We start from the raw sequence: 20,256 nt of genomic DNA on the forward strand, positions 1-20,256 counted from the left end.
GCAGGCAGGCTCTTTTTAGGGATTATTTGAATTGCCTGTTTTGAGCGCCATCCGCTCTAACGTTGCGTGTGCATTCAGCAAACTCTTCAGCATTCTGTAGTCATAGGAGTTGTATGTAATTCCATCGATATCAGAGAAGAAAATCTGCAGCGTATAAAGCAGTTCAGGCGTGAGGTCTACTGTTTTTAATTCCTCCCCGTCAGCAGGGTGTGGTTCTACAAGTAACCCGTTTGGAATTACCTTAACATGAAAGGTTTCAACCTTGCCTGCAGCTTGCTTATTTTCAAATTCCTGAAGCAAATCCTGCACCTTTTCAATCATCGCACCTCTACATTTAATCGCCTGTTTTGCTTACTTCTACTTTTCCGTAAGGTAGGTTTTGTGACAAGTAACTGTATAAGTAGTAGTACTTAAATGCATCGTTATAAGTGCTCAAATTTTACACTTTCCTTGTGTAAAATCAGAAGTCTCAATGATTTAATGTTAGAGTGTAGGATATACCTTTAAAAAAGAAGGCTGAAGGCGACCTGATCCGGTTTACCTTCAGCCTCCGGCAATGCACACGAAGTAGATCAGCTTGTCTTGTTTGTGTGGTCTTGGGTAAATGTGATCTCAATCAGGCAGCCGTTACCGGCTTTGGTGGCGATTTCAAATTCCCCGTCCAGTAAGTCTATCCGGTTTTTAATGCTTTTCAGGCCAACGCCTTTCTTATTCTGCAGGTCTTTTAGGTCTATACCTTTGCCATTGTCCCGCACGCTCAGATAAATACTTTTGTCGGTTACAGTTAGTGCTACATCCGCTTTCGTTGCACCCGAGTGTTTGATCACATTATTTAAGAGTTCCTGTATAATTCGATATACTGATAAGGAAGTAGAGTAGTCCAGGCTGTTTTCCGGAACTACCAGGTTAGATGTAAGCCGTAACTGAGGACTTGAAAACCTGCTAATGATTTCTCCAATGGCTGTTTTAAGCCCGAATTCTTTCAGAACTGCAGGCGTAAGCTCAAAAGAAATATTCCGGGTAATTTGAATGCCTTCTTTCAGAAACTGGTCTACATGCTCCTTTGTCGTTTTTTGCTGCGCAGTATTGGTTGGCAGATTGTCTAGCTTAAGTTTTGCCGCATAAAGGACCTGCCCAAGGCCATTATGCAGGGCTTCCGAAATACGGCTACGTTCTTCTTCCTGCGTCTGTAAGATCGTGCTTAGCTTTTCGCGTTGCTGTGACAGCTTTATTTTAATAGTGGCTTCGTCTGCATCTTTCTGGTCCTGTATATCGGTGGCAGTTCCGATCCAGAGGGTTATTTTACCATGTTCATCTTTTACAGGCACATCTTTGATCAGGTGCCACCGGTAGGTGTGATCGGCTTTGCGGCGTATGCGTGCCTGTGCATTATGCACCTCTCCTGTCTCCAGGCAGCGTTCGTAATCAGGTATGATCGTTTTCAGATCTTCCGGGTGAAAGGCAGCCTGCCATCCCCAGCCTCCCGATTCTTCTTTGGTGAGACCTGTATACTCGTACCAGAATTTATTGAAGGAGTTGTTCTCGCCGGTTGGTTTGTTTGTCCAGGTAATGTGCGGCACAGCCTCCAGCAGGTTTTTAAACTTGTCGGCATTTTGTCTAAGCTCTTCCTGTTGCTGTTGTACCGCCTTCTCGTTCAGTTTGCGCTCCGTTATATCCTGTAGGGTAAGCACCAGGCCATCGTCAAACTTTACCGCCACTACGTGCAGCCATACCTCTTTCCGGTTTATTTCCTGCAGCAGCTCTGTATCAAGCGGTTCACCTGTTTCCACAACATTTACCATGCTTTCAAACACGCCCTGTTCCATTAGCTTCGGGTAATCGTTCCAAAGCGTTCTGTCGATCAGTTTGTTCTCCGGTCTGTCGAACAGGGCCTTTGCCTGCTGGTTAACCGTGCTGATGCTGAAGTCTGTGATTACATGGGCAGCAGATCTAACCGATTTTAGAGCAAGTATAGCGTTAGGGGAGCTGTGAAGTATACCAGCGTGCAGCAGGTGCATGGTCTTTAGCTCATTTATCTGGATGAAGATGATGATGGCTCCGTCAATCCTGCGTTCCTGCGTAATGTAAGGCAGCACCCGCATCTGGTACCATACCCCGTTCTTATCCTGCAGTTCTTTCTCAACTACCTGGTTGCTGTTTATAACTTGCTTTATGTCTTCTGTTAATTTGTCGTAGCGCAAGTTATTGGAAATATGGTCAATAGAGCGGCCAATATCGCTTTCGATCAGGTTAATCAGGCGCGTAGCCGATGGGGTATATTTGCGGATGATCAGTTTACGGTCCACAAAGATCTGCCCGATGTCGGTGCTTCGGAAGTAATTGTTCAGGTCATCGTCGAGCTCAATCAGCGCTTTTATTTTATACTGATGCTCGGTGTTAATGGTATGCAGCTCCTCGTTCAGCGACTGCAGTTCTTCGTTGGTGCTTTGCAGTTCCTCGTTCGATGACAGCAGCTCTTCGTTGGTGCTTTGCAGTTCTTCGTTGGCAGTTTCAAGTTCTTCTACAACAGCCTGCAGGTCGTCTTTCGTGTATTGCAGTTCCTGTTCCAGCTCATCAACGCGGGTTTTATACTGGCTCTCGCTTACCACTACTACCTGGTCTGGTTTAAGCGGAATACGCGGCTGCTCCTCCGAAAACAGCACCAGGGTATAGCGCTGCAGCTGCTTTTTATCTGTATGGTTTGGTTTTACGACAACATTAATGTAACGCAGGTGGTTGCCATCATGCACCTGTATGTTATGCGCTATTACTTTTTCTTTTTCGATGCCTGCCTTGCGAAGCATAGCACCCAGGCTGACGGCGAGGTCCTGCGGTACCAGTTTCAGCAGGTTAAAGGTAAAGCTCTGCTCCGGCAGGTCCAGGAATTTCTTGAACTTACCGGCGCCATGCAGCACGTCATAGTTCTCGTCTACATACACAGCAGCATAACTGTACTCTTCCAGCACGGTTTCGCTCAGCACTTCGTTAAAGCTATGCTGCAGCACTTGCTTGGCAGTCAGGTCGCGGGATAAGGATGGGAGCGAGGTAATGATCGGGCGCTTGCTCATGCTGCCTGTGAAAGTTTCTGTTATTCCCAGTGAGCGTGCTGGTTCTGTATTCCGGAAGATCTTCCACTTTTTGTTCACCTCCTCAAAGCTCTTTAAATCTCCTACACTCTCGCTGGAACCCAGGAACAGGTAACCTCGCATGACCAGGGCATAATGAAACTTTTCGATCACGCGCTTCTGCAGCATCGGGTTGAGGTAAATGAGCATATTGCGGCAGCTCACCAAGTCTATTCTGCTGAAGGGAGGGTCGTTGGTGACATTGTGAGGCGAGAAGATCACCATGCGGCGCACACGCTGTGCTACCCTGTATTTGCCTTCCTCTTTAATGAAATAATCGTGCAGCCGCTCTTCTGACACTTCAGATAAGCTACTATAGGTATACAAGCCTTTACTTGCAAAATCAAGCGCTTCCCGGTCAATATCAGAAGCAAAGATCTTCACTTCAACCTCTTTTTTTACTTTGTCGAGGTACTCGCGCACGAGCAGGGCAATAGAATAGGCTTCTTCGCCGGTTGAGCAACCCGCCACCCAGATCCGGAGTTGGTCACCGTTCTTTTTCCCTTCGACGATATCTGGAATGACTTTACTGGCCAGGAACTTATAGGCTTCTTCGTCGCGGAAAAACTTGGTTACCCCGATCAGGAATTCTTTGCCAAGCATCTCCACTTCATCGGCATTCATGTTCAGGTAATCGAGGTAATCCGCAAAATCACTGATGCCTTTAATGTTCATGCGCCTGCTGATGCGCCTGATAATAGTGGGTTGCTTGTAGTTGCTGAAATCTATACCTGTCTGCTGGTTTATCATGTCCAGTATCTGGAAGAAAGTAGCTTCAGCTTCGCTATCGGCAAGTTCAATCAGTTTTCCGCTAAAGGGGCCTAATTTTATGTAATCAAATATTTCTGCAGACATCAGCTCAGGAGGGAGAATATGGTCGGCATACCCGGAGTTGATGGCGTTGCGGGGCATACCGTCGAAACGGGCAGTTGTTGGATCCTGCACCAGCACCAGGCCACCTTCTTTTTTAATGGCTTCTATACCTTTTGTGCCATCAGTACCAGTGCCGGAAAGTATAACCCCGATCGCGCGCTGCTTTTTATCTTGGGCAAGAGAAGAAAAGAACGTGTCGATAGTTTGCGAGCGATTCAGGTTGGTTTTGTTGTTGAGCTTAAAGCGGTTATTTTCTATGGTAAGTTCTTTGGAGCTAGGTATAACGTATACCCGGTTAGGCAGCAGCAGTTCATCGTGTTCCGCTTCCTGTACCTTAAGAGCAGAGTATTGTTCCAGTATCTCGGTTAACAGGCTGCGGTATTCTGACGAAATGTGCTGTACAATTACATAGGCCACTTTATCTTGTGGTATGGTACTGAACATGGCCTCCAGGGCCTGCAGTCCACCGGCAGAGGCACCAATGCCTATTACATATACTTCCTGCTCTCCCTTTTTGGTAAAGCTGGTTCCCGAACCGTTTCCTGCTTTAATCGCTTTTGCCATACCTGTTTCTTTAACCCTTTCTTTATCCTGCTTTATAGCATGCCAATTTACCAATTAATACTATAACATAATGCTTGTAAGGAAGGTGCTATGAGGCATAATCCAAGGTTTATTGCAGAACATGTTGCTATCGGGTTTGCATTTATGGTTTAACACTTCATTTTGAAGCCCGTACACAAATTAATAGCAATAGCCTGGGCTCTAGTTGCTTCAGGTATAATGTAATGCCACTATATGTCTGAGAATGAACCTAAAATAATAGTTATCGGAACATCGGCGGGAGGGATGCAGGCAGTAACAAAGCTGCTGTCCCGGTTGCCGGAGCAGTTGCCCGCCTCAATTTTTATAGTGCAGCACCTGAGCCCCGACTCGTCCGCACATTTCCTGGTAGATCGCCTGAACAAGTATACTGACCTGAAGTGTAAAGTAGCGGAGCATGGGCACAAATTTGAGCCGGCTACCGTCTATTTCTCTCCTGCCGATAAGCACCTGTTGATAAGTGGCGACCACATGCTGGTGGTAAAAGGCCCACGCGAAAACCAGTTCAGGCCTGCTATAGACCCGTTGTTCCGGTCGGCTGCGGCGCATCATGGGGGAAACACGACAGGTGTAATTTTAACTGGTTTTATGAGCGACGGGGTGATCGGGATGGAATGCATCAAAAGAAGCGGCGGCACAACTATAGTGCAACACCCGGATGATGCAGAGTTTCCGGTGCTGCCTGAAAATGTAATCCGGAAGGTTGATGCAAATTATGTAGTGCCGCTAAGCGAAATGAGTAACATACTGGAAGAGCTGGCTCAACAGCCGACTCAGCAATCATTAACAATTCCGGCTGATATCCGGCAAGAGGCTTTAATAACAGAACGGGTTATGAGCAATACAACACAAACCAGCATCGAAGAACTTGAAAAAGCCGGCACCCGCACAGCTTATAGTTGCCCGGACTGTGGTGGCGGTTTGTGGGAGCTGGGTCAGGAAGGAACCATAAAACGCTTCAGATGCCATTCGGGACATGCTTTTTCGCAGGATTCGCTGCTGCTGGGTATGTCCAATGCGCTGGAAGAAACGCTCTGGGTGGCGCTGCGGACGCTTGAGGAGCGACGCAACATTTTACTGAACATGTACCAAAGTGAAACCACCAAAGGGAACCACAGGTGGGCCGGCATACAGGAAAAGCGTGTTGAGGAAATGAAGGTGCATATTGAACGGCTACGGGAGCTGTTGTCGAAATCATCTTCTGCGGATGAGGAGCAGATGGGAGAGACGGGGTAGGTATAGTTTTGTGATAACAACAGGTATATAGGTTGCCCGACTTCTTGCTTATGGTGTGCTAGTGTTAATGCGTAGTTAGCTGCGTAAAACCCTTATTATGCCGTTTAAAGTTTGTATTTACGGCCATTTCTGTATTCCTGCTGCTAATCAGGGCGTATAGGATGTTAAATCGTTTCTTAGGAGAGCATACCTGTAAACTGTAGATAAGCCTCTTTGGCCTCTATTCGACAGGTGTGCTCTCAGAAGCAACAGGCAAACAGAATTACGGCAGCCAGAAAAGAAGATTAGCCATGAATACCTCCCAAACCCGGCTTGTAGAGGAGCTGCAAGAGCTTTCTCTTGGTTTACTTGATAGCAACACCCTTATACTCAAACAGATTAACGGTTCTATGTTATGCCAGTTTCTGTCGCATGGCCTTGTAAACTATACTGTTATGGTTACAAGCCAACTGCTGGCCACCACGCTTTGGCAGCTAAGCAGCTTGGGAATTATAGATGGCTCCGACTTTGTAGTCTTCAAAAACGTCTTCAGCAAATTCTGCTTACACGTAAAAGCCAGGCAACTGTACGCCGAACTCGGAGTGCAGCAGCCTAATCTGGATCTTGAACTGCAAAACCTGCTGGCGGCTTAGGTTTTTTCTTCGTGCAAATTGTATGCACATAAAAGAGCCACTTGACGATTTTATTCGTAAGGGGCTTTTTTTCAAGTGGTCGTGAAGGTCGTAAACAAACGCCTCCCTAACCTCTGTGTTAGCATGAACAGGCTGTAGGTTGCGCAGGTCAAACAGGCGGGGCAGATCGAGCTGGTGCAGGTAGCCGCTTGGGTAGTCCTGCCCGTAGTCTAGAGCGTATTGGTGGAAACTGACCCAGAAGGTCCTGAATCGCTTTTCCATAGCACTGGTTTGCTCCAGGACCAGCTGTAGCTGTCTGTGGTTGAGGCTGAGTAGGTCTAGCGCAGCCATTTGGGCAAGGAGTCTGAGTTGGCTCTCGAAGACACCGGCCTCGTCGTAGTGCGTCTCGTGCCTCAGCTCGTAGCTGTTACTTCCTGATGGCCAAAGGGACTTGTAGCCGCTTTTCTTTGGATAAGCTTCAGCTCAAAGGTCTGCAGACGGGTCAGAAACTCCTTTAGGTGCTTCATGGCTTGACTTTTTCAGGTGATATTCTATTGTTAGGGCTCCCCATATTTGCTGGTAGAGATAGCCTATAGAACTTGCAATTAGAAGAAGGCCTCACATATCCAGTAGGCATCAACAGGGTTTTAGAAAGATTCTTATGTACCAGTAATGCCGGATTCTGGTACATATCAGTTCTCTTATGTACCAATAATCACTAATGCTGGTACATACCAACAGCCATATGTCCCAATAAACGACACTTATGGTACAACCTAGGATGCTTACGTACTTATAACAGGGGCGGTAGAAGTGTACTGCTCCTTGGCATTCACAAAAATCTTAATCAGTGGCAGGTTCAGGTATTAATTGCTCGTGCCTATCTTTTCTTATTGAAGCAGTCCTAAATCGGCAAGTGCATTCAGATATCTAGCGGCGGCTTTACGTTCCAGCATGAGGTCCTTCATCACAAATTCAATCTTGGTATAGGGATGCTTGAACAGGTTGTTGAGCAGATCCTGGCTATATATTTTGGGCAGGTCTGTACGAATCCTCTTTTTGTACTGCTGCATAAGGAGGTTGATGCTTTTCACCATCTCAATAGTTTGCTTGGCTGTTTCCTCTACTCCTTTGAGCATGAATAGGAGCCATGCCTCCCATTCACCTGTGTCGCGCACATGCTGCAGCAGGCGGTAATAGTCCGCCTTATTTTCCACCACGTAGCGGCTGAGGTAAAGCACAGGCAGCTGCAGCAGGTCTTTGCATACAAGGTACAGGATATTGATGATACGCCCGGTGCGGCCGTTCCCGTCATAGAAAGGGTGGATGCTCTCAAACTGATAGTGGATGATGGCCATCTTGATCAGCGGGTCGACATCGGATAGCTCGTCATCATTAATGTAGAGGACAAAGTTATGCATGAGGTGCTCTATCTGGTCCGGATGCTGAGGTGGTATATAGACCGTTGCACCTGTTTTGGCATTTTTCAGCGTCGTGCCCGGCAGCCTGCGCAAGCCGGCATTGTTCTGCTCAAGCTCCTGCTGGATTCTGAGAATGTGGCCTAAGCTCAGAATCTTATTTCTACGCACCGCTTCAAAGCCTTCCCGTAAGGCCGTTGCATAGTTCTGCACCTCCTTGGTAGCGGTGCTCAGGGCGTAACCTGCCTGCAGTTCGGCTTTGAAGAGCTCATCCTGAGTGGTGATGATGTTCTCTATGGCCGAACTTCCCGCGCTTCCTGCAAGGTAAGCGTGTTGATCAGGATCTGTTCATTGGGAATAGTTGCTGCTACTCCCTTCAGCTCGGCCAGATAACGGTGGGCTGTCGTAGCCTGCTTCAAGACAGCTTTAGTCTCTACTTCAATATTAACAGGTAATTCAGTTGGCTGCCACATGGCTAGATTGACAAAATATCGTTCTTAATTGAGATGACTTACTTTAATCTTTATATAATTATCGCCATAACTGGCGCAGTAGCGATTGAATTCTCTAAGAAGGTTTCCTACTTTTTAATTTCGGGGAGACTTTGTTTTATCTCAGAGCTCTCCGTTTCTGATAGGCTAGCTGGCAGTGATATACAGGTTTAAGGTACAGCAAGTGTAATCGGCGCTTTAGGTAGTGCCCCCATGTTGCACCATCTGTTATCAAACAAATATGATAAATTATAAATGCTTTAGGGTATTGAAGATTGAAGTACCAACCAGAACCTGAAGTGAGTCGGTTGCTTTAGCGAAAGAAGTCTGAATGGGGCTTAAGTTCCTGAATAGTTCCTAGCTGTATGTCGTGAAGCTAGTCATTTCACTTAATAGCCCCTTCTCTTAACAAAGGACCTTTTCTTACCTATAGCAAGGTGGCAATAAAGGACAGTGTTGGCTCCAAAAAAGAGCCGCGACGAGAATCCGCCATCTCCATCTCTCTTATCTACCTACTCCTTTCAAGCCACCCAGCTACGAGAGTAAGCGCATCAGGTTTCCAGAAAATAGTCCATTCTTCTGTTCTGGAACAGAATTTTCCAAAAAGCCTTCCTCTACCTTTATACTACACCAAAAGGGAAAAGGGACATGAATAAAAAGCTGGTCATAGAGGGAATTACAGCACTGCTGATCCTGCTGTTTCTTTACACGGCGCTGAGCAAACTGCTGGATTTGCAGGCTTTCCGAGGGCAGCTGATGCTGCAGCCTTTCCCTGCGGGTTGGGACAGTGTGCTGCTTTGGGCGTTGCCCCTGACCGAGCTGCTGGCCTGCACCCTGCTTTTCTTTCCGCGGATGCGGCTGCAGGGCCTCTATCTGGCGTCGCTCCTGATGTCGGTTTTCACCCTGTACGTTGCCCTAATCCTTACGCGCGCATTCGGCTATATCCCCTGCAGCTGCGGGGGCGTGTTGGAGCGAATGGACTGGGAGACGCATCTGGTCTTCAACGTGGTTTTCTTGGCTTTGGCGATCACCGGGACAATACTTTACAAACGAACAGAACGGCAGGAGCCTGCTGTGCGGGCTGCGGCTGAGCTGTCTAACGGAAAGGAGGGAAGCGGCAAAGAGTAAGCATGGAAACAGCGCAGCAGGGGAGCCCCGCAGCATGGTAAACGACAGTATAAATTCTCCGACTGGGCAAGGGCTCGGGAGCCAGATGGAGCAGGTGATCGCCTGGGCCTGCCAATCTCAGGCAACTTTAAATTTTTAATACCATGAAAAAGATGAATTTGAGTATGCTCGCCATTTTGCTGGGGACAGCACTGGCGGTTGCCGGAGTCGAGGGGAACTCGCAGCCGGAAGCGCAACAGGAGCAGTGGTTCCTGCTGCAGATGGGAGGTGATCCTTCTGATCCGAATGACTACACCATCACCGGTGGGTCACCGTCCAACTGCGTGGTGGGCGACCACCGCTGCGCTATTCTAGCAGAGGAGGATGCCACAAACCCAGGGAAGCCGACGCAGGATGGTGTAGATGACCCTGCAAGGGAAGTGTTCCGCAGCCAACAGTAGCTAAGGAGACGCTTTGCTGAATAAGAAAAGCCTGATGCGTATGCGCATCAGGCTTTTTGGTGTGAGCTTAGTTCTGCTGGATGCCACTTATTTCTATCACTCTTTGCGGAATCGGGAAAACGTAGCTGGGATTCCCCGGCGGAAGTGTGCGTGTGCCCTCGGGTAGCTCCCGGCTGAGGGAAATGGCGTAGCGGCTGTCCTTGTTGAGGCGGCGCAGGTCAGCCCAGCGCAGGCTTCGGAAGGCCAGCTCTTTTCTGCGCTCCTCCAGGATGATGTCCAATGCTTGGGTGCCGTCAGTAGCTTCCAGGGGCGTGAAGGTACCGGCCTTCCAGCGTTTTTCCAGCAGGACATTGAGCGTGGCCATGGCCGGCCCCGCCTGACCCAGCCGGGCAAGGCACTCGGCGCGGATCAGGTACAGCTCGTCGGTGGCGAGCCCGGTGAAGAGGAGAATGGACCCGGCGTAACTTCCCCGGAAACCGATGTTGCCGGGTTCATACTCGTGGTAAAAGATCTCCCGGCGCAGATCATCCTCCCCATAGAGCGCGTACAGGTCCGGGTTCACTTTTCCCGCCGGGTAGTAAGTGCCGGAGAGCATGAACATGGTGGTATGGAAAATCACCTCTTCGTTCATGCCCGGGATCGGGTTCGCTGTGTTCAGGTCCAGCAGGTTGTAGTCCAGCAGCCGGTCATGCAGACTGAGGGCCCTGTCTGCATAGGAAAGGGCCTCGGCGTAGCGCTCCTGCTGCAGCAGGGTGCGGGCGAGCAGCGCGAAGGCGGCCGGCTTGGAGGGACGGGTCTTGTAGGAGGGCACTTCCGGTAGCAACTCTGTGGCCGTTTTCAGGTCTGCCAGCACCTGGTCGTAACTTTCCTGCACAGATGCCCTGCCAACACGCTCGTTGATGTCAGGGCTCAGTTTGAGTACAATGCCAGGGTCCTGGGCTGCCGTAGCTTCACTGTATGGCACCGCATAGACCTGCAGCAGGTTGTAGAAGGCATTTGCCCGGTAGAAAAGCGCGCTCCCCCTGATCATGTTCCACTCGCTTTTTTGGTGAGGGGCGGGCTCCAGTTTTTCTGTGCCCTCCAGCACTAGGTTGGCGTACAGCACCGCGTTGTAAGACAGAGACCAGTCATTGCGGTCACTGTCATTGTAGACATCCCGCTCCCAGGCGTAGACGTTCCTGACCGTCAGACTGGAGAGGGCGTTCCAGTCCGCAGGTCTGATATATAAGTTGTCGGCGGCGACTTCGCCTGTAAAAGGAGTCTCCTGGTTCAGTGCGTAGTTGTTGTCGAGCAGGCGCAGGAGGTTCTCAAGCCTGTCGGTGGGGATCGCCAGCGACTTGTCAGGCTTTACGTCCAGGAAATGCTCGCAGGACGAAAGCGAAATCGCCAGGAGTAGGGTGAAAATGCATTTTAACTTTTTCATGGTATCGATCTTTTAGAGTTAGAATCCAACCCGGAATCCCATGGAGAGGGTCGGGGGCGGTGTCATGTAACTGGCATGGTCAGGGTCAAGGCCGTGCTTGTTGGCGCGCCACAGGATGCCCAGGTCCCGCGCTACGGCGTAGAGCTGAACGTGCTGTACCATGCGCCGGGAACTGGACGGCTGCAGCACGTCTACCGTCAGGTTGATGTCCTGCAGCCGTATATGGTCCCCTTTCTCCACCAGGGCGGCGGAGTTGGTGTAAAAGGTGTCGCGGTTCACGTTGCCCGGGTAGACCATGGACGGAACAGAAGTGTGCTGCTCGTCTCCCGGCTGTTGCCAACGGCGGGCAAAGTCCGGGTGGCTGACCCAGCCTTGGAACAAGTTGTTGTAGTGGATGGAGGGGCGTCTGAAGTAATACCCGAAGCGGTAGCTGATATTACCCGACAACGTGACGCCCTTGTAGCGGAAGGTGTTCAGAAAGGAACCGAAAACAGGAGGGAGGGCCGGACCATGGAAGACCAGTTCCTCCAACTGCGTATTGCGGGTGATGGCTGTGTAGTCTTTGCTGAGCTCCCCCTCGACAAGTCCCTGCGGATCCCCGGTCTGCGGGTCCAGCCCCTGCCAGGCATAGCTGTAGATGCTATGCGGGGGGCGCCCTTCCACCGGCGTGACGGACAGGCCGGAATTGATGAAGGTGCTGCCGCTGGCTGTGGTGCTTTCATACCGGGTGACCTCGCTCCTGTTATAGTTGAAGAGCAGCGTGCTGCTCCAGTTCAGGCCCCTGTCCAGCAGTTTTCCGGTCAGTGAGAGGTCCACGCCACTTCCTTTCATGGAGGCGACGTTGCGGCGGACCCTGCCGCTTATCACACCGGCCGTCGGGTCCACGAGGGCGTCACCGATCAGGTCTGTGCCCTTTTTGACATAATAGTCCAGCGTACCGTGCAGGCGTTCATTTTTCAGGCGGAAATCCAGCCCCATGTTCCAGGTGGCTGCTTTTTCCCAGCGCAGGTCCGGGTTAGGGTAGGTGCGCACCACAGCGTAAGGGCTGCCGTTCAGATTGCCCGAGACGGAGCTGATGGTGGCCAGCGCGGTGAGGTTGTTATCCAGGTTGCCGTTATAACCAAACGAAGTCCTGGCTTTCAGGTATTCCAGCCAGGGAAGGGAAAAGAATTCCTCCCGGTGGGCGTTCCAGGCCAGTCCGGCCGACCAGAGGGGAACGCCGCGCTGGTTGCTGTTCACCCCAAAGAGGTTGGAGGCGTCCTTGCGGGCGCTCGCGGTGGCGACGTAGCGGCCGTCGAAGGTATAAGTGGCGTTGGCGTAGTAAGAGGTAAAACGCTGGTTCCGCTCCGAGAAGCCGGTGTTGTTTTGTATGCGCCCCCTCGTGGCCGGGTTGAAGGAGAGGGGAAACTGTGTCATGTAGTCAACGGGTACAGAGGTGCCCACGCGATCATCATAGCCATATGCCCGGAACTGCTGACCGGTGCTGCGCTGTGCCTGCCCTTCGGCACCGGCCATGGCCGACAATTCATGCTGGCCGGCTGATAGGTCGTACCGGAGCTGTCCCCGGCCGTTGTGGGACCGGAACTGGCTGTGCCAGGTGTCAATAATGCTGCCCCGGGGAACAGGGAAGCTCAGCGTTCCGTCCGGGTTCACTTGGGTGAAGCGGTTGATCAGGTTGCGCGTCTCGTATGCCTCGGATGTCTGCAGGTTGGTGTTCAGGTCCTGGTTATGGGTATACTGGTACTTCCCGATAAAAGTCAGGCCTTTGAACAGGTCCACGTCCACCCCAGCCGTCACGATGGCCTGCTGCTGCTCGATCGTGTGGTCAATTCCGTCAGCATCCCGCAGCGGCACATACTCCCAGTTGAGCAGGCCGTTGGATGCGGCAGAGGCGGCATAGTCCTGCCGGTAGTCTCGGGGCAGGATCACCGGGTTGCCCTGTTCGTCCGCCAGGCGGGCATAGGGGTAGAGCCTTTTGGACTGGTCCAGGCTGATGTCATTGAAGGCGGGGCGCCCGAAGCGCCTGGTCCCCTGCGCCAGGTTGATGCCTGTGTGCAGCGTCAGTCGTTTGATGGGGGTGTAGCTGTTGTCGGCGCGCAGGCTGATGCGGTGGTTGGGATCACCCAGTTGGCCGGTGGCGGCATCGTAACCGCCTGCCAGGTAATAAGACATGCGCTCGCCGCCGCCGCTCAGGTTAAGGGCGTATTGCTGGTTTACCCCGGTATCGTAGAGATAGCGCTGGAAATCGTCCCGCACGTCGTGGGCGGCCAGGCCCTGCAGGGCCTCCTCCAACTGAGCGTCTGTCAGCTGGCCCTTTCGGTGCAGGATCATCAACTCCACGGCAGGCGAGAGCAATGTGCGGGCGGGACTGTTCTCCTGGCTGTTGTAGTAGCCTCTGCCGAAAAGAAAGCGTTCCACCCCGATGAAGTCAGTCGGGGCCATCATGGGCACCTGGCTGAAGTCCGGCTTTGAGAGCACGCTGACATTGGCGTTGACGTTCACACGCATGGGCTGCTGGAGACGTCCTTTTTTGGTGGTGATCACGATCACGCCGTTGCCGGCGCGGGCGCCCCAGATCGAAGCTGCCGCTGCGTCCTTGAGCACCGTAATACTCTCCACGTCGTTGGGATTGATAGCGTTCAGGCTGCCTTCGTAGGGGAAGTTGTCCAGGATAATGAGCGGTTCGGCATTGCCGTAGATTGTGCTAATGCCCCGGATGTTGACTTTGGGGTTGTTGCGAACGCGCTCGTCAATGTTAAGCCCGGAGGTGACGCCCTTGAGCCGGTCCAGGATGCTGGGACTGACGGAGCGGTCGAGCAGCTCCCAGTCTACCTGCGTAAAGGAGCCTGTCACCCGCTCGGGAGCCAGGCGCTCATAGCCTGTGGAGACGAGCACCTCCCCGAGAGACTGGGAGTTCTCACGCAGGGCAATGGTCATTTCCCCGCCCAAAGGTGGTTTTAGCGGCACCTGCTGTGTGATGTAGCCCAAAAACGAAATCTCCAGGGTGTCGGCAGCCGAGGGAGGGGCTAGTGTAAAGCGCCCCTCGGGATCAGTGGCGGTGGCAGCGCTGGTACCCAGCAGGCGCACCGTGGCACCTGGGAGCGGGTGGTTGCCGGGAAAGGCGATGACGCGGCCTTGTAGCCGCTCCTGCCCCAGAGCAGGGAGCGTGCTGCACAACAGCAGGAAAGCGATGAGTAATTTTGGTTGCATACAGGATTATTTTTTAGGTTCGGGAATACTTATTGGATGATAAGCACCTGGAGCGGGCGCTTTTTCTTCTGCAGCTGGAGGCCATAAGTAGCCAATCGGGTGTTCAACCGGCTGATGTCCTGCAGGTCCCCTTCCGACAGCTGGAGATCAAGGGGGTAGGTGATACCTGTTTTGTCGAGCACCGGAAGGTCTGGGATATGCTTGTTGAGAAAAACCACCAGCCTGTTAATCGGCTCGTTGCGCATGTACTTGTCCGGATCGCTGACGTCGGTGAAGTTGTGGCCGGGCTCACCCCCCGCAGACCGCGGCACTGCTGCTTGGCCCAACAGGGCCAGCTCCCAACAGTCGATGCGCTTTTTGCGGACGCTGGCCTGCAGGCCGAAGAGCCGCTCCATGTCCTGCTGCATAAAGGGGTAGAGCTTGTCGGAGAGGGCGGCGGGCAGCAGCATTTCGTAACAATAGTTTTTGTGCTGGCGCTCTTCCATCAGGTTGTGCACCTGGTGGGCGCGGGCCTTGTCGCTGGCCAGGAAAATCTGCTTCTCCGGGAAGTAGGAGGGCAGGCCGCAGGAAGCCCGGAGGAGTTGCGCCACAGAGGCGTTCACGATCTGCAGGCGCAGGGTGGAGTCTGTCTTCACCTTGCCAGACCCGCCACCCAACCCCGGCACATAAGGGGTGAGGATAGAGCGGTAGCGGGGGAAAGGGGAGCCGCCGTTTCCCTCATGGAAGAGCGGTTTGCTGTAGTCATGATCCATGACGTCCTTCTTGTGGTCTTTGAAATTGCCTTCCTGCCCCCGCAGGAGGCGGCGCACCGTGGCGGGCGTCGCATCGTAAGGGCCAGTCTGGGCAAGCAGCCTGCCCTCCGGGCTGATCCACACGAGATGGGGCACGGTGTTGTATGGGAAGAGCTCCTCCAACTGTTGATTGTCCAGTACGATCGGCAGCTTCATGCGCCGCCCAATAGGGTTGTTGGCGAGAAAGGCCTCCACTTCTTCCCGTTTCTGGGAGGTGACGGTGATCACCTGTAGGCTATCGCCAAAGGTCTGTTTCAGAGCCTCCAGCTTCGGGAGCGCCAGCAGGCTGGAACCGCATGTGGTGGCCCAGAACTGCAGCAGCACGACCCTGCCGCGGAAGTCGGAAAGGCTGGCCGTGCCGGATGGGTAGTGAAGCAGGGTGCTGAGGGTCACGTCGGGTACCTGCTCCCTTGTCTCCAGTTCGGCGGCAGCGTGCTCCTGTGCCTGTCCCCGAACGGTTTGGGAAAGCAGCAGCGCCATCAGAACGAAAGCCAGGCAACACGCATGATGGAGAGTTATTCTATTTAAAAACTGTTTTATTAACGACATGTATTAGTGTTTAAAGGTTTAATTGATGTGTAAGGCCACAGGTGGCCACTGGGCTTTTCTCCGCCTAGCGGCCTGAGAGAAGGTAGCTTACAGGGAGCAGGAAGAGGAGAGGCGGGGGCGACCGGCGTGAGCGAGGAACGGAGAGTTTCGCTCACGGGCGACTGCGGTTACTCACCTTAAAACTATTCTATAACCTATGGAGCAGCCGCCCCCTGCACAGCCAGATAGTGCCGGACGCCCCCGGCCTCCCTTAGTGTAGCATTGGATCGCGGCAGCAGCGGCAGGGTAAGCCCTTCTCTGAAGCGCTGACTGAGTTAATAGACTTTTCAGAATGGTGTGACTGCGGGCTGCCAGCAACTAATCGGGAGGTAGCACACAGGAAAAGTATAGGCATAAGAAGCCCGGGAAGCCAGTTTCTTGGTTTCATTTAAGTATAAATCAAGATGTGATAAATAGTTAGCCGCTAGTGTGGGTGGATCTGTAGGAAACTTTCTAATCAGGCGGGCAGACGAGCAGCATCCAGTTGGCCGACACGCTGGTATGCAGGGATTCCAGGGCCTCGGCCAGCGAGACCTTTTCGGGACAGATTGGTGTGGTGCTTAGTTGTGGCGGGGAGCCGGTTTTATCGGGCAGGTCATGCAGTTGATATAGAGCCGAAACAAGCGTATTAATATCTTCATAAAAGGAAATTAATTCAGTATTGAGAACACAGGAGGACTTGCTATTCTTCAGAGCCAGGATAAACCATTTCCAGAGGCGCTGCTGCGCTTCATGCTTTGGGTGGCGGGCACAGAAGTCCAGCAGGGCCTGGTCGGGTTCGGAGAGTTTGAATTCAGGTAAGGTATAGGGCATGGTTTCCATAGGTGTAATCGGTTAAAGTTTGGAAATGAAGGTTCCTGCCAGCTGCTAAGCAGTGCTGGTCATGCCGGGGAGGGGAAAGAAGACAGCTGCACGACAACACGGGCTAGCTGGTGTTAGCGGGGCAGCGACGAGGAATAATCAGTTCACTCCGGGGGGCACACGAGCAGTACCCAGTTCTGGAGAAGCTGCAGGGGGATAAGCGGCGCAAGGGTGCTGAAAGCCGCCAGTGGAGAAGCAAAAGAGCGGGAATTCAGACTGAATGATGTATGCTGCATAAATCCTAAGCTTTGAATACCAGTGTTGGCGTACGTCCTCTTGCCTTTCTGCTCAAACAACCAGTGTTGCGGCAGCTCAGCCGTATCCCTGTCCGGGAAAACCGAAACCGAGCGCTTTCAGCAAACGTTTGCTTTTACGCTGTTAGCATTGAGCTGGAAAGCATGGTCTTTTGCGAATATGGAGAATACCTAATATCTTTAAGGTATGGAATACGCCTTCCAAGCTGAGCCTTTCGGTAAGACGAAATTGAGGGAAAAGGCACTTGTATCAAATGTGGTATACTTGTATTTAACAAGGGCTGCACTTGTAAAAAACAATGAATTTAAATGGATAAAAAAGATATTTTTTGTAAATTATGCCTATGGAAACAGCAGCCAGAAGAAGACCACTTCACTTGGGCGACCATGTGAGAAGAATGCGCACCGCTTTGGGAGTGAAGTAATCTGCCTTAGCCACGGAGCTGGGCATGACCCAGCAGAACATCTCCCGCATTGAGCAGGAAGAGGAGGTGGATGATGTGACATTGGATAGGATTGCGAAGGTGCTGGGGGTGTCAGCTGAAGCGATTAAGAACTTTGATGAGGAGGCTACAGTAAATATTGTTTCTAACTTTACTAGTCAAGATAGCTCTACAATTAACGCTATCAATATTCAGCCAACATTCAATCCGGTTGATAAAATAGTTGAGCTTTATGAGCGTCTTTTGCAGGTTGAGCGTGAGAAAGTGGAGTTGTTGGAGCGGATGCTTAAAAGCCAAAGTTCCGATGAGTAATAAGATTTATAATATTGTCTCGTACTGAAATAAGTTGACGGTTTAGAGACGAAATTACTTTTTAAATTGAGACCTCCAATGCGTTTGTGTTGGAGTTTTCTTTTTCCACTGTTTTACCTCTAGTTTCTGCTGGGCGTGCATCTGCTCAGGTGTCAGGAAATGACACGGGAGGTGGGAAATGGCACGAGAGGTGGGGCCTGCGGGTGTTGTAGATGCTCACTGCCTGAGCTATCACCTGCACTGCCTCCAGGTGGTGGGCAAAGCCCCGCTCGAGGGCGAACTCATCCTTCAGAATACCGTTCACCCGCTCGGCCACCGCGTTCTGGTAGGGGACGTACTTTTGAGTCATGCTCGGCTTTATCCGGGCCTTTTTTCTCTGCTGCTTTTTCCATATAAGGTTGATTTTAGTGTCAACCTATTTCAGGACGGGGCAAGTAGATAAAAAAGTCCGCTCTGCATGCAGAGGGCACTGAAAAAGTCTCCGTGAAAACTGGAGAATTAAAGGAGCAGGAATTAAGTTTTCTGCTCCTTTTTTCGTATCTCCTGGTGGAATCAGAGAGCATTCAGATGGTAGCGCAACAGCAACAAATTCAACCAAGCCCCTATTCAGGGCTCTATGATCTGATTGTCCCCCAGGACAATCTGCTTCGTAAAATCAACGAGCTGATCGACTTCACTTTCATCTACGAGGAGCTGGCCAGTAAATACTGCACCACCAATGGCCGCAGGGCCGAAAGCCCGGTGCGCATGTTCAAGTACTTGCTGCTGAAGACCATCTACACCCTCTCCGATGTGGACGTGGTGGAGCGCTCGCGCTACGATATGTCCTTCAAATACTTTCTCGACCTCTCACCCGAGGAGGCTCTGATCAACCCCAGCTCCCTGACCAAGTTCCGTAAGCTCCGCTTAAAGGACACCGACCTGCTGAACCTTCTGATCAGCAAGACGGTCGCCATTGCCCTTGAAAAGGGCATCATCAAGTCCCACTCCCTTATCGTGGATGCCACCCACTCGCTCTCCAGGTCAAATCCACAATCCGCCCTGGAGGTGCTCAGGGAACGCTCAAGGCTGCTGCGCAAAGCCCTTTGCAGCATCGATGAAGACATCAAGGGCCGCATGCCCGAACAGCATGACTCGGGCGGGTTGGAAGAGCAGCTGGCTTACTGCCGCAGGCTTGAAAAGCTCGTTGAGTCGGACCAGGCGCTGTGCGTGATTCCCGCCGTTAGAGAGAAGCTCAACCTGCTCAGGGAAACGGTGGAGGATACCCACGAAAGCCATACGCTCTCCAAAGACACGGATGCCAGAATGGGCCATAAATCGGCTGACAGCAGCTTCTTTGGCTACAAGACGCACCTGGCCATGACAGCGCATCTGGCCATGACAGAGGAGCGCATCATTGCCGCCGCCCTTGTCACCTCAGGCGAAAAAGGCGATGGCCCGCAACTGCCAGAGCTTCTGCAAATAAGCCGCGCCAATGGCATTGAGGTGGACACCATCATCGGCGATGCGGCCTATTCAGGCAAGGAAAACCTCAAGCTCCAGGACAAGGAGGGCCGCAGTCTAAAGCTGGTGGCCAAACTCAACCCTGTCATCAGCCAGGGCACCCGAAAGGAGGAAGCCAGGTTTGAGTATAACAAAGACGCAGCTATGTTTGTGTGTCCTGCCGGGCATATGGCCATGCGAAAGGCACGTCAGGGGAAAAAGAACCGTGGCAAGAACCAGGCAACCGTCTACTACTTTGACGTTCAAAAATGCAGGAGCTGCCCCTTAAAAGAGGGTTGCTACAAACCAGGAGCCAAGTCAAAAACCTACGGAGTGACGATCAAGTCGCCTATCCATGTGGAGCAGCAGGCCTTTCAACAGACAGCCTACTTTAAGGAGAAGACCAGGGAGCGCTATAAAATAGAAGCCAAGAACAGCGAGCTCAAAAACGTCCATGGCTATGGCAGGGCCATCTCCTATGGCATCACCAGCATGCAGCTGCAGGGAGCGCTGGCCATCTTCACAGTAAACCTGAAGCGAATCCTCAAGCTAAGCGCTTAAGCCTCGGGAATTCCCCACAAAAGCGCCCAGGCGCCCTTCCTTTCCGACCCTACACACAATTGAAAGTCCGATTGGCTATACAAGTGATCGTTCGGTTGGCCAGCACGACTTCTTGTAATAAAAAAAGCGATCAGGTAAAAACATTTTTTTACCTGATCGCTTCTAAGGGTTGCTCCTAAATGAGGGACTTTTTCAGTGCCCTCGATTGCTCTAGAGGCCTTTTCAGTGGTCGCGAAGGGAGTCGAACCCCTAACCTTCTGATTCGTAGTTTTATCTAAGCACTATATAGTCGATTCCAGATGTTTCGAAATATTCGATTCTAGGCTGTAGAGGCGGTTTTTGACTCTTGTTAGTAATGGTCGTTTCTTGACATTCTAGCGAAATGTATGCAAATTGTATGTACATC

General features: G+C 51.8%; 16 protein-coding genes and 1 pseudogene. 7 read left to right on the forward strand and 10 right to left on the reverse strand.

The window, feature by feature from the left end; genetic code table 11:
- Positions 1-15: 15 nt before the first annotated feature.
- Positions 16-321 (reverse strand): hypothetical protein, encoded by a 306-nt coding sequence (locus K3G39_RS16415; RefSeq protein WP_220627265.1) that lies wholly within the window; start codon positions 319-321, stop codon positions 16-18.
- 251 nt (positions 322-572) lie between these two features.
- Positions 573-4,562, reverse strand: a complete 3,990-nt coding sequence (locus tag K3G39_RS16420) for a chemotaxis protein CheB (RefSeq protein ID WP_220627266.1) — start codon at positions 4,560-4,562, stop codon at positions 573-575.
- 234 nt (positions 4,563-4,796) lie between these two features.
- Here K3G39_RS16420 and K3G39_RS16425 point away from each other — a divergent pair, with 234 nt between their 5' ends.
- A complete protein-coding gene (locus tag K3G39_RS16425; RefSeq protein ID WP_220627267.1) occupies positions 4,797-5,837 on the forward strand; it encodes a chemotaxis protein CheB in 1,041 nt (346 codons plus the stop codon).
- A 233-nt stretch (positions 5,838-6,070) separates the two neighbouring features.
- Positions 6,071-6,469: a hypothetical protein gene (locus K3G39_RS16430; RefSeq protein WP_220627268.1), complete on the forward strand. Its 399-nt coding sequence runs from the start codon at positions 6,071-6,073 to the stop codon at positions 6,467-6,469.
- A gap of 869 nt (positions 6,470-7,338) precedes the next feature.
- Here the strand turns inward: K3G39_RS16430 and K3G39_RS20970 are convergent.
- Positions 7,339-8,079 (reverse strand): Fic family protein, encoded by a 741-nt coding sequence (locus K3G39_RS20970; RefSeq protein WP_370627271.1) that lies wholly within the window; start codon positions 8,077-8,079, stop codon positions 7,339-7,341.
- Between the two features lie 21 nt (positions 8,080-8,100).
- Positions 8,101-8,339 (reverse strand): annotated as a pseudogene (locus K3G39_RS20975) (Fic/DOC family N-terminal domain-containing protein); the annotation flags it as partial.
- Positions 8,340-9,005: 666 nt separating this feature from the next.
- Here K3G39_RS20975 and K3G39_RS16440 point away from each other — a divergent pair.
- A complete protein-coding gene (locus tag K3G39_RS16440) occupies positions 9,006-9,485 on the forward strand; it encodes a MauE/DoxX family redox-associated membrane protein (RefSeq protein ID WP_220627269.1) in 480 nt (159 codons plus the stop codon).
- A gap of 152 nt (positions 9,486-9,637) precedes the next feature.
- The gene (locus tag K3G39_RS16445; RefSeq protein WP_196114295.1) at positions 9,638-9,925 is read left to right on the forward strand and encodes a hypothetical protein; all 288 of its coding nucleotides are present in this window, start codon (positions 9,638-9,640) and stop codon (positions 9,923-9,925) included.
- A 67-nt stretch (positions 9,926-9,992) separates the two neighbouring features.
- Here the strand turns inward: K3G39_RS16445 and K3G39_RS16450 are convergent, their stop codons facing one another.
- The 5 genes from K3G39_RS16450 to K3G39_RS20980 all read right to left on the reverse strand — a co-directional run bounded on the left by K3G39_RS16450 (position 9,993) and on the right by K3G39_RS20980 (position 17,034).
- Positions 9,993-11,348, reverse strand: a complete 1,356-nt coding sequence (locus tag K3G39_RS16450; protein ID WP_220627270.1) for a RagB/SusD family nutrient uptake outer membrane protein — start codon at positions 11,346-11,348, stop codon at positions 9,993-9,995.
- An 18-nt stretch (positions 11,349-11,366) separates the two neighbouring features.
- Complete coding sequence (locus K3G39_RS16455) at positions 11,367-14,558, reverse strand: SusC/RagA family TonB-linked outer membrane protein (RefSeq protein ID WP_220627271.1); 3,192 nt, start codon at positions 14,556-14,558, stop codon at positions 11,367-11,369.
- Positions 14,559-14,587: 29 nt separating this feature from the next.
- Positions 14,588-15,898, reverse strand: a complete 1,311-nt coding sequence (locus K3G39_RS16460; RefSeq protein WP_220627272.1) for a redoxin domain-containing protein — start codon at positions 15,896-15,898, stop codon at positions 14,588-14,590.
- Positions 15,899-16,390: 492 nt separating this feature from the next.
- A complete protein-coding gene (locus K3G39_RS16465) occupies positions 16,391-16,759 on the reverse strand; it encodes a hypothetical protein (protein ID WP_220627273.1) in 369 nt (122 codons plus the stop codon).
- Between the two features lie 143 nt (positions 16,760-16,902).
- Positions 16,903-17,034: a hypothetical protein gene (locus K3G39_RS20980; protein ID WP_255594424.1), complete on the reverse strand. Its 132-nt coding sequence runs from the start codon at positions 17,032-17,034 to the stop codon at positions 16,903-16,905.
- A 205-nt stretch (positions 17,035-17,239) separates the two neighbouring features.
- On the opposite strand from K3G39_RS20980, the gene K3G39_RS20985 reads away from it, so the two are divergent.
- Entirely contained in the window at positions 17,240-17,530 is a 291-nt protein-coding gene (locus K3G39_RS20985) for a hypothetical protein (protein WP_255594426.1), read from the forward strand.
- A complete protein-coding gene (locus K3G39_RS16470; protein ID WP_255594427.1) occupies positions 17,502-17,807 on the forward strand; it encodes a transcriptional regulator in 306 nt (101 codons plus the stop codon). Before K3G39_RS20985 ends, K3G39_RS16470 begins: the two co-directional genes overlap by 29 nt.
- A gap of 145 nt (positions 17,808-17,952) precedes the next feature.
- On the opposite strand, the gene K3G39_RS16475 is transcribed toward K3G39_RS16470, so the two are convergent.
- The gene (locus K3G39_RS16475; RefSeq protein ID WP_370627272.1) at positions 17,953-18,210 is read right to left on the reverse strand and encodes an integrase core domain-containing protein; all 258 of its coding nucleotides are present in this window, start codon (positions 18,208-18,210) and stop codon (positions 17,953-17,955) included.
- A 164-nt stretch (positions 18,211-18,374) separates the two neighbouring features.
- Here K3G39_RS16475 and K3G39_RS16480 point away from each other — a divergent pair, with 164 nt between their 5' ends.
- On the forward strand, positions 18,375-19,850 hold the full coding sequence (locus K3G39_RS16480) for an IS1182 family transposase (protein ID WP_220627288.1): 1,476 nt from the start codon (positions 18,375-18,377) through the stop codon (positions 19,848-19,850).
- Positions 19,851-20,256: the final 406 nt, after the last annotated feature.

Source organism: Pontibacter sp. HSC-14F20 (assembly GCF_019599265.1).
Lineage (GTDB): Bacteria > Bacteroidota > Bacteroidia > Cytophagales > Hymenobacteraceae > Pontibacter.

Bases quoted from the DNA above. Each gene is read 5' to 3' on its own strand.
- K3G39_RS16415 (WP_220627265.1), bottom strand. From the start codon at position 321: ATGATTGAAAAGGTGCAGGATTTGCTTCAGGAATTTGAAAATAAGCAA.
- K3G39_RS16420 (WP_220627266.1), bottom strand. From the start codon at position 4,562: ATGGCAAAAGCGATTAAAGCAGGAAACGGTTCGGGAACCAGCTTTACC.
- K3G39_RS16425 (WP_220627267.1), top strand. From the start codon at position 4,797: ATGTCTGAGAATGAACCTAAAATAATAGTTATCGGAACATCGGCGGGA.
- K3G39_RS16440 (WP_220627269.1), top strand. From the start codon at position 9,006: ATGAATAAAAAGCTGGTCATAGAGGGAATTACAGCACTGCTGATCCTG.
- K3G39_RS16445 (WP_196114295.1), top strand. From the start codon at position 9,638: ATGAATTTGAGTATGCTCGCCATTTTGCTGGGGACAGCACTGGCGGTT.
- K3G39_RS16450 (WP_220627270.1), bottom strand. From the start codon at position 11,348: ATGAAAAAGTTAAAATGCATTTTCACCCTACTCCTGGCGATTTCGCTT.
- K3G39_RS16455 (WP_220627271.1), bottom strand. From the start codon at position 14,558: ATGCAACCAAAATTACTCATCGCTTTCCTGCTGTTGTGCAGCACGCTC.
- K3G39_RS16460 (WP_220627272.1), bottom strand. From the start codon at position 15,898: ATGTCGTTAATAAAACAGTTTTTAAATAGAATAACTCTCCATCATGCG.
- K3G39_RS16465 (WP_220627273.1), bottom strand. From the start codon at position 16,759: ATGGAAACCATGCCCTATACCTTACCTGAATTCAAACTCTCCGAACCC.
- K3G39_RS20980 (WP_255594424.1), bottom strand. From the start codon at position 17,034: ATGCAGCATACATCATTCAGTCTGAATTCCCGCTCTTTTGCTTCTCCA.
- K3G39_RS20985 (WP_255594426.1), top strand. From the start codon at position 17,240: ATGGAATACGCCTTCCAAGCTGAGCCTTTCGGTAAGACGAAATTGAGG.
- K3G39_RS16470 (WP_255594427.1), top strand. From the start codon at position 17,502: ATGACCCAGCAGAACATCTCCCGCATTGAGCAGGAAGAGGAGGTGGAT.
- K3G39_RS16480 (WP_220627288.1), top strand. From the start codon at position 18,375: ATGGTAGCGCAACAGCAACAAATTCAACCAAGCCCCTATTCAGGGCTC.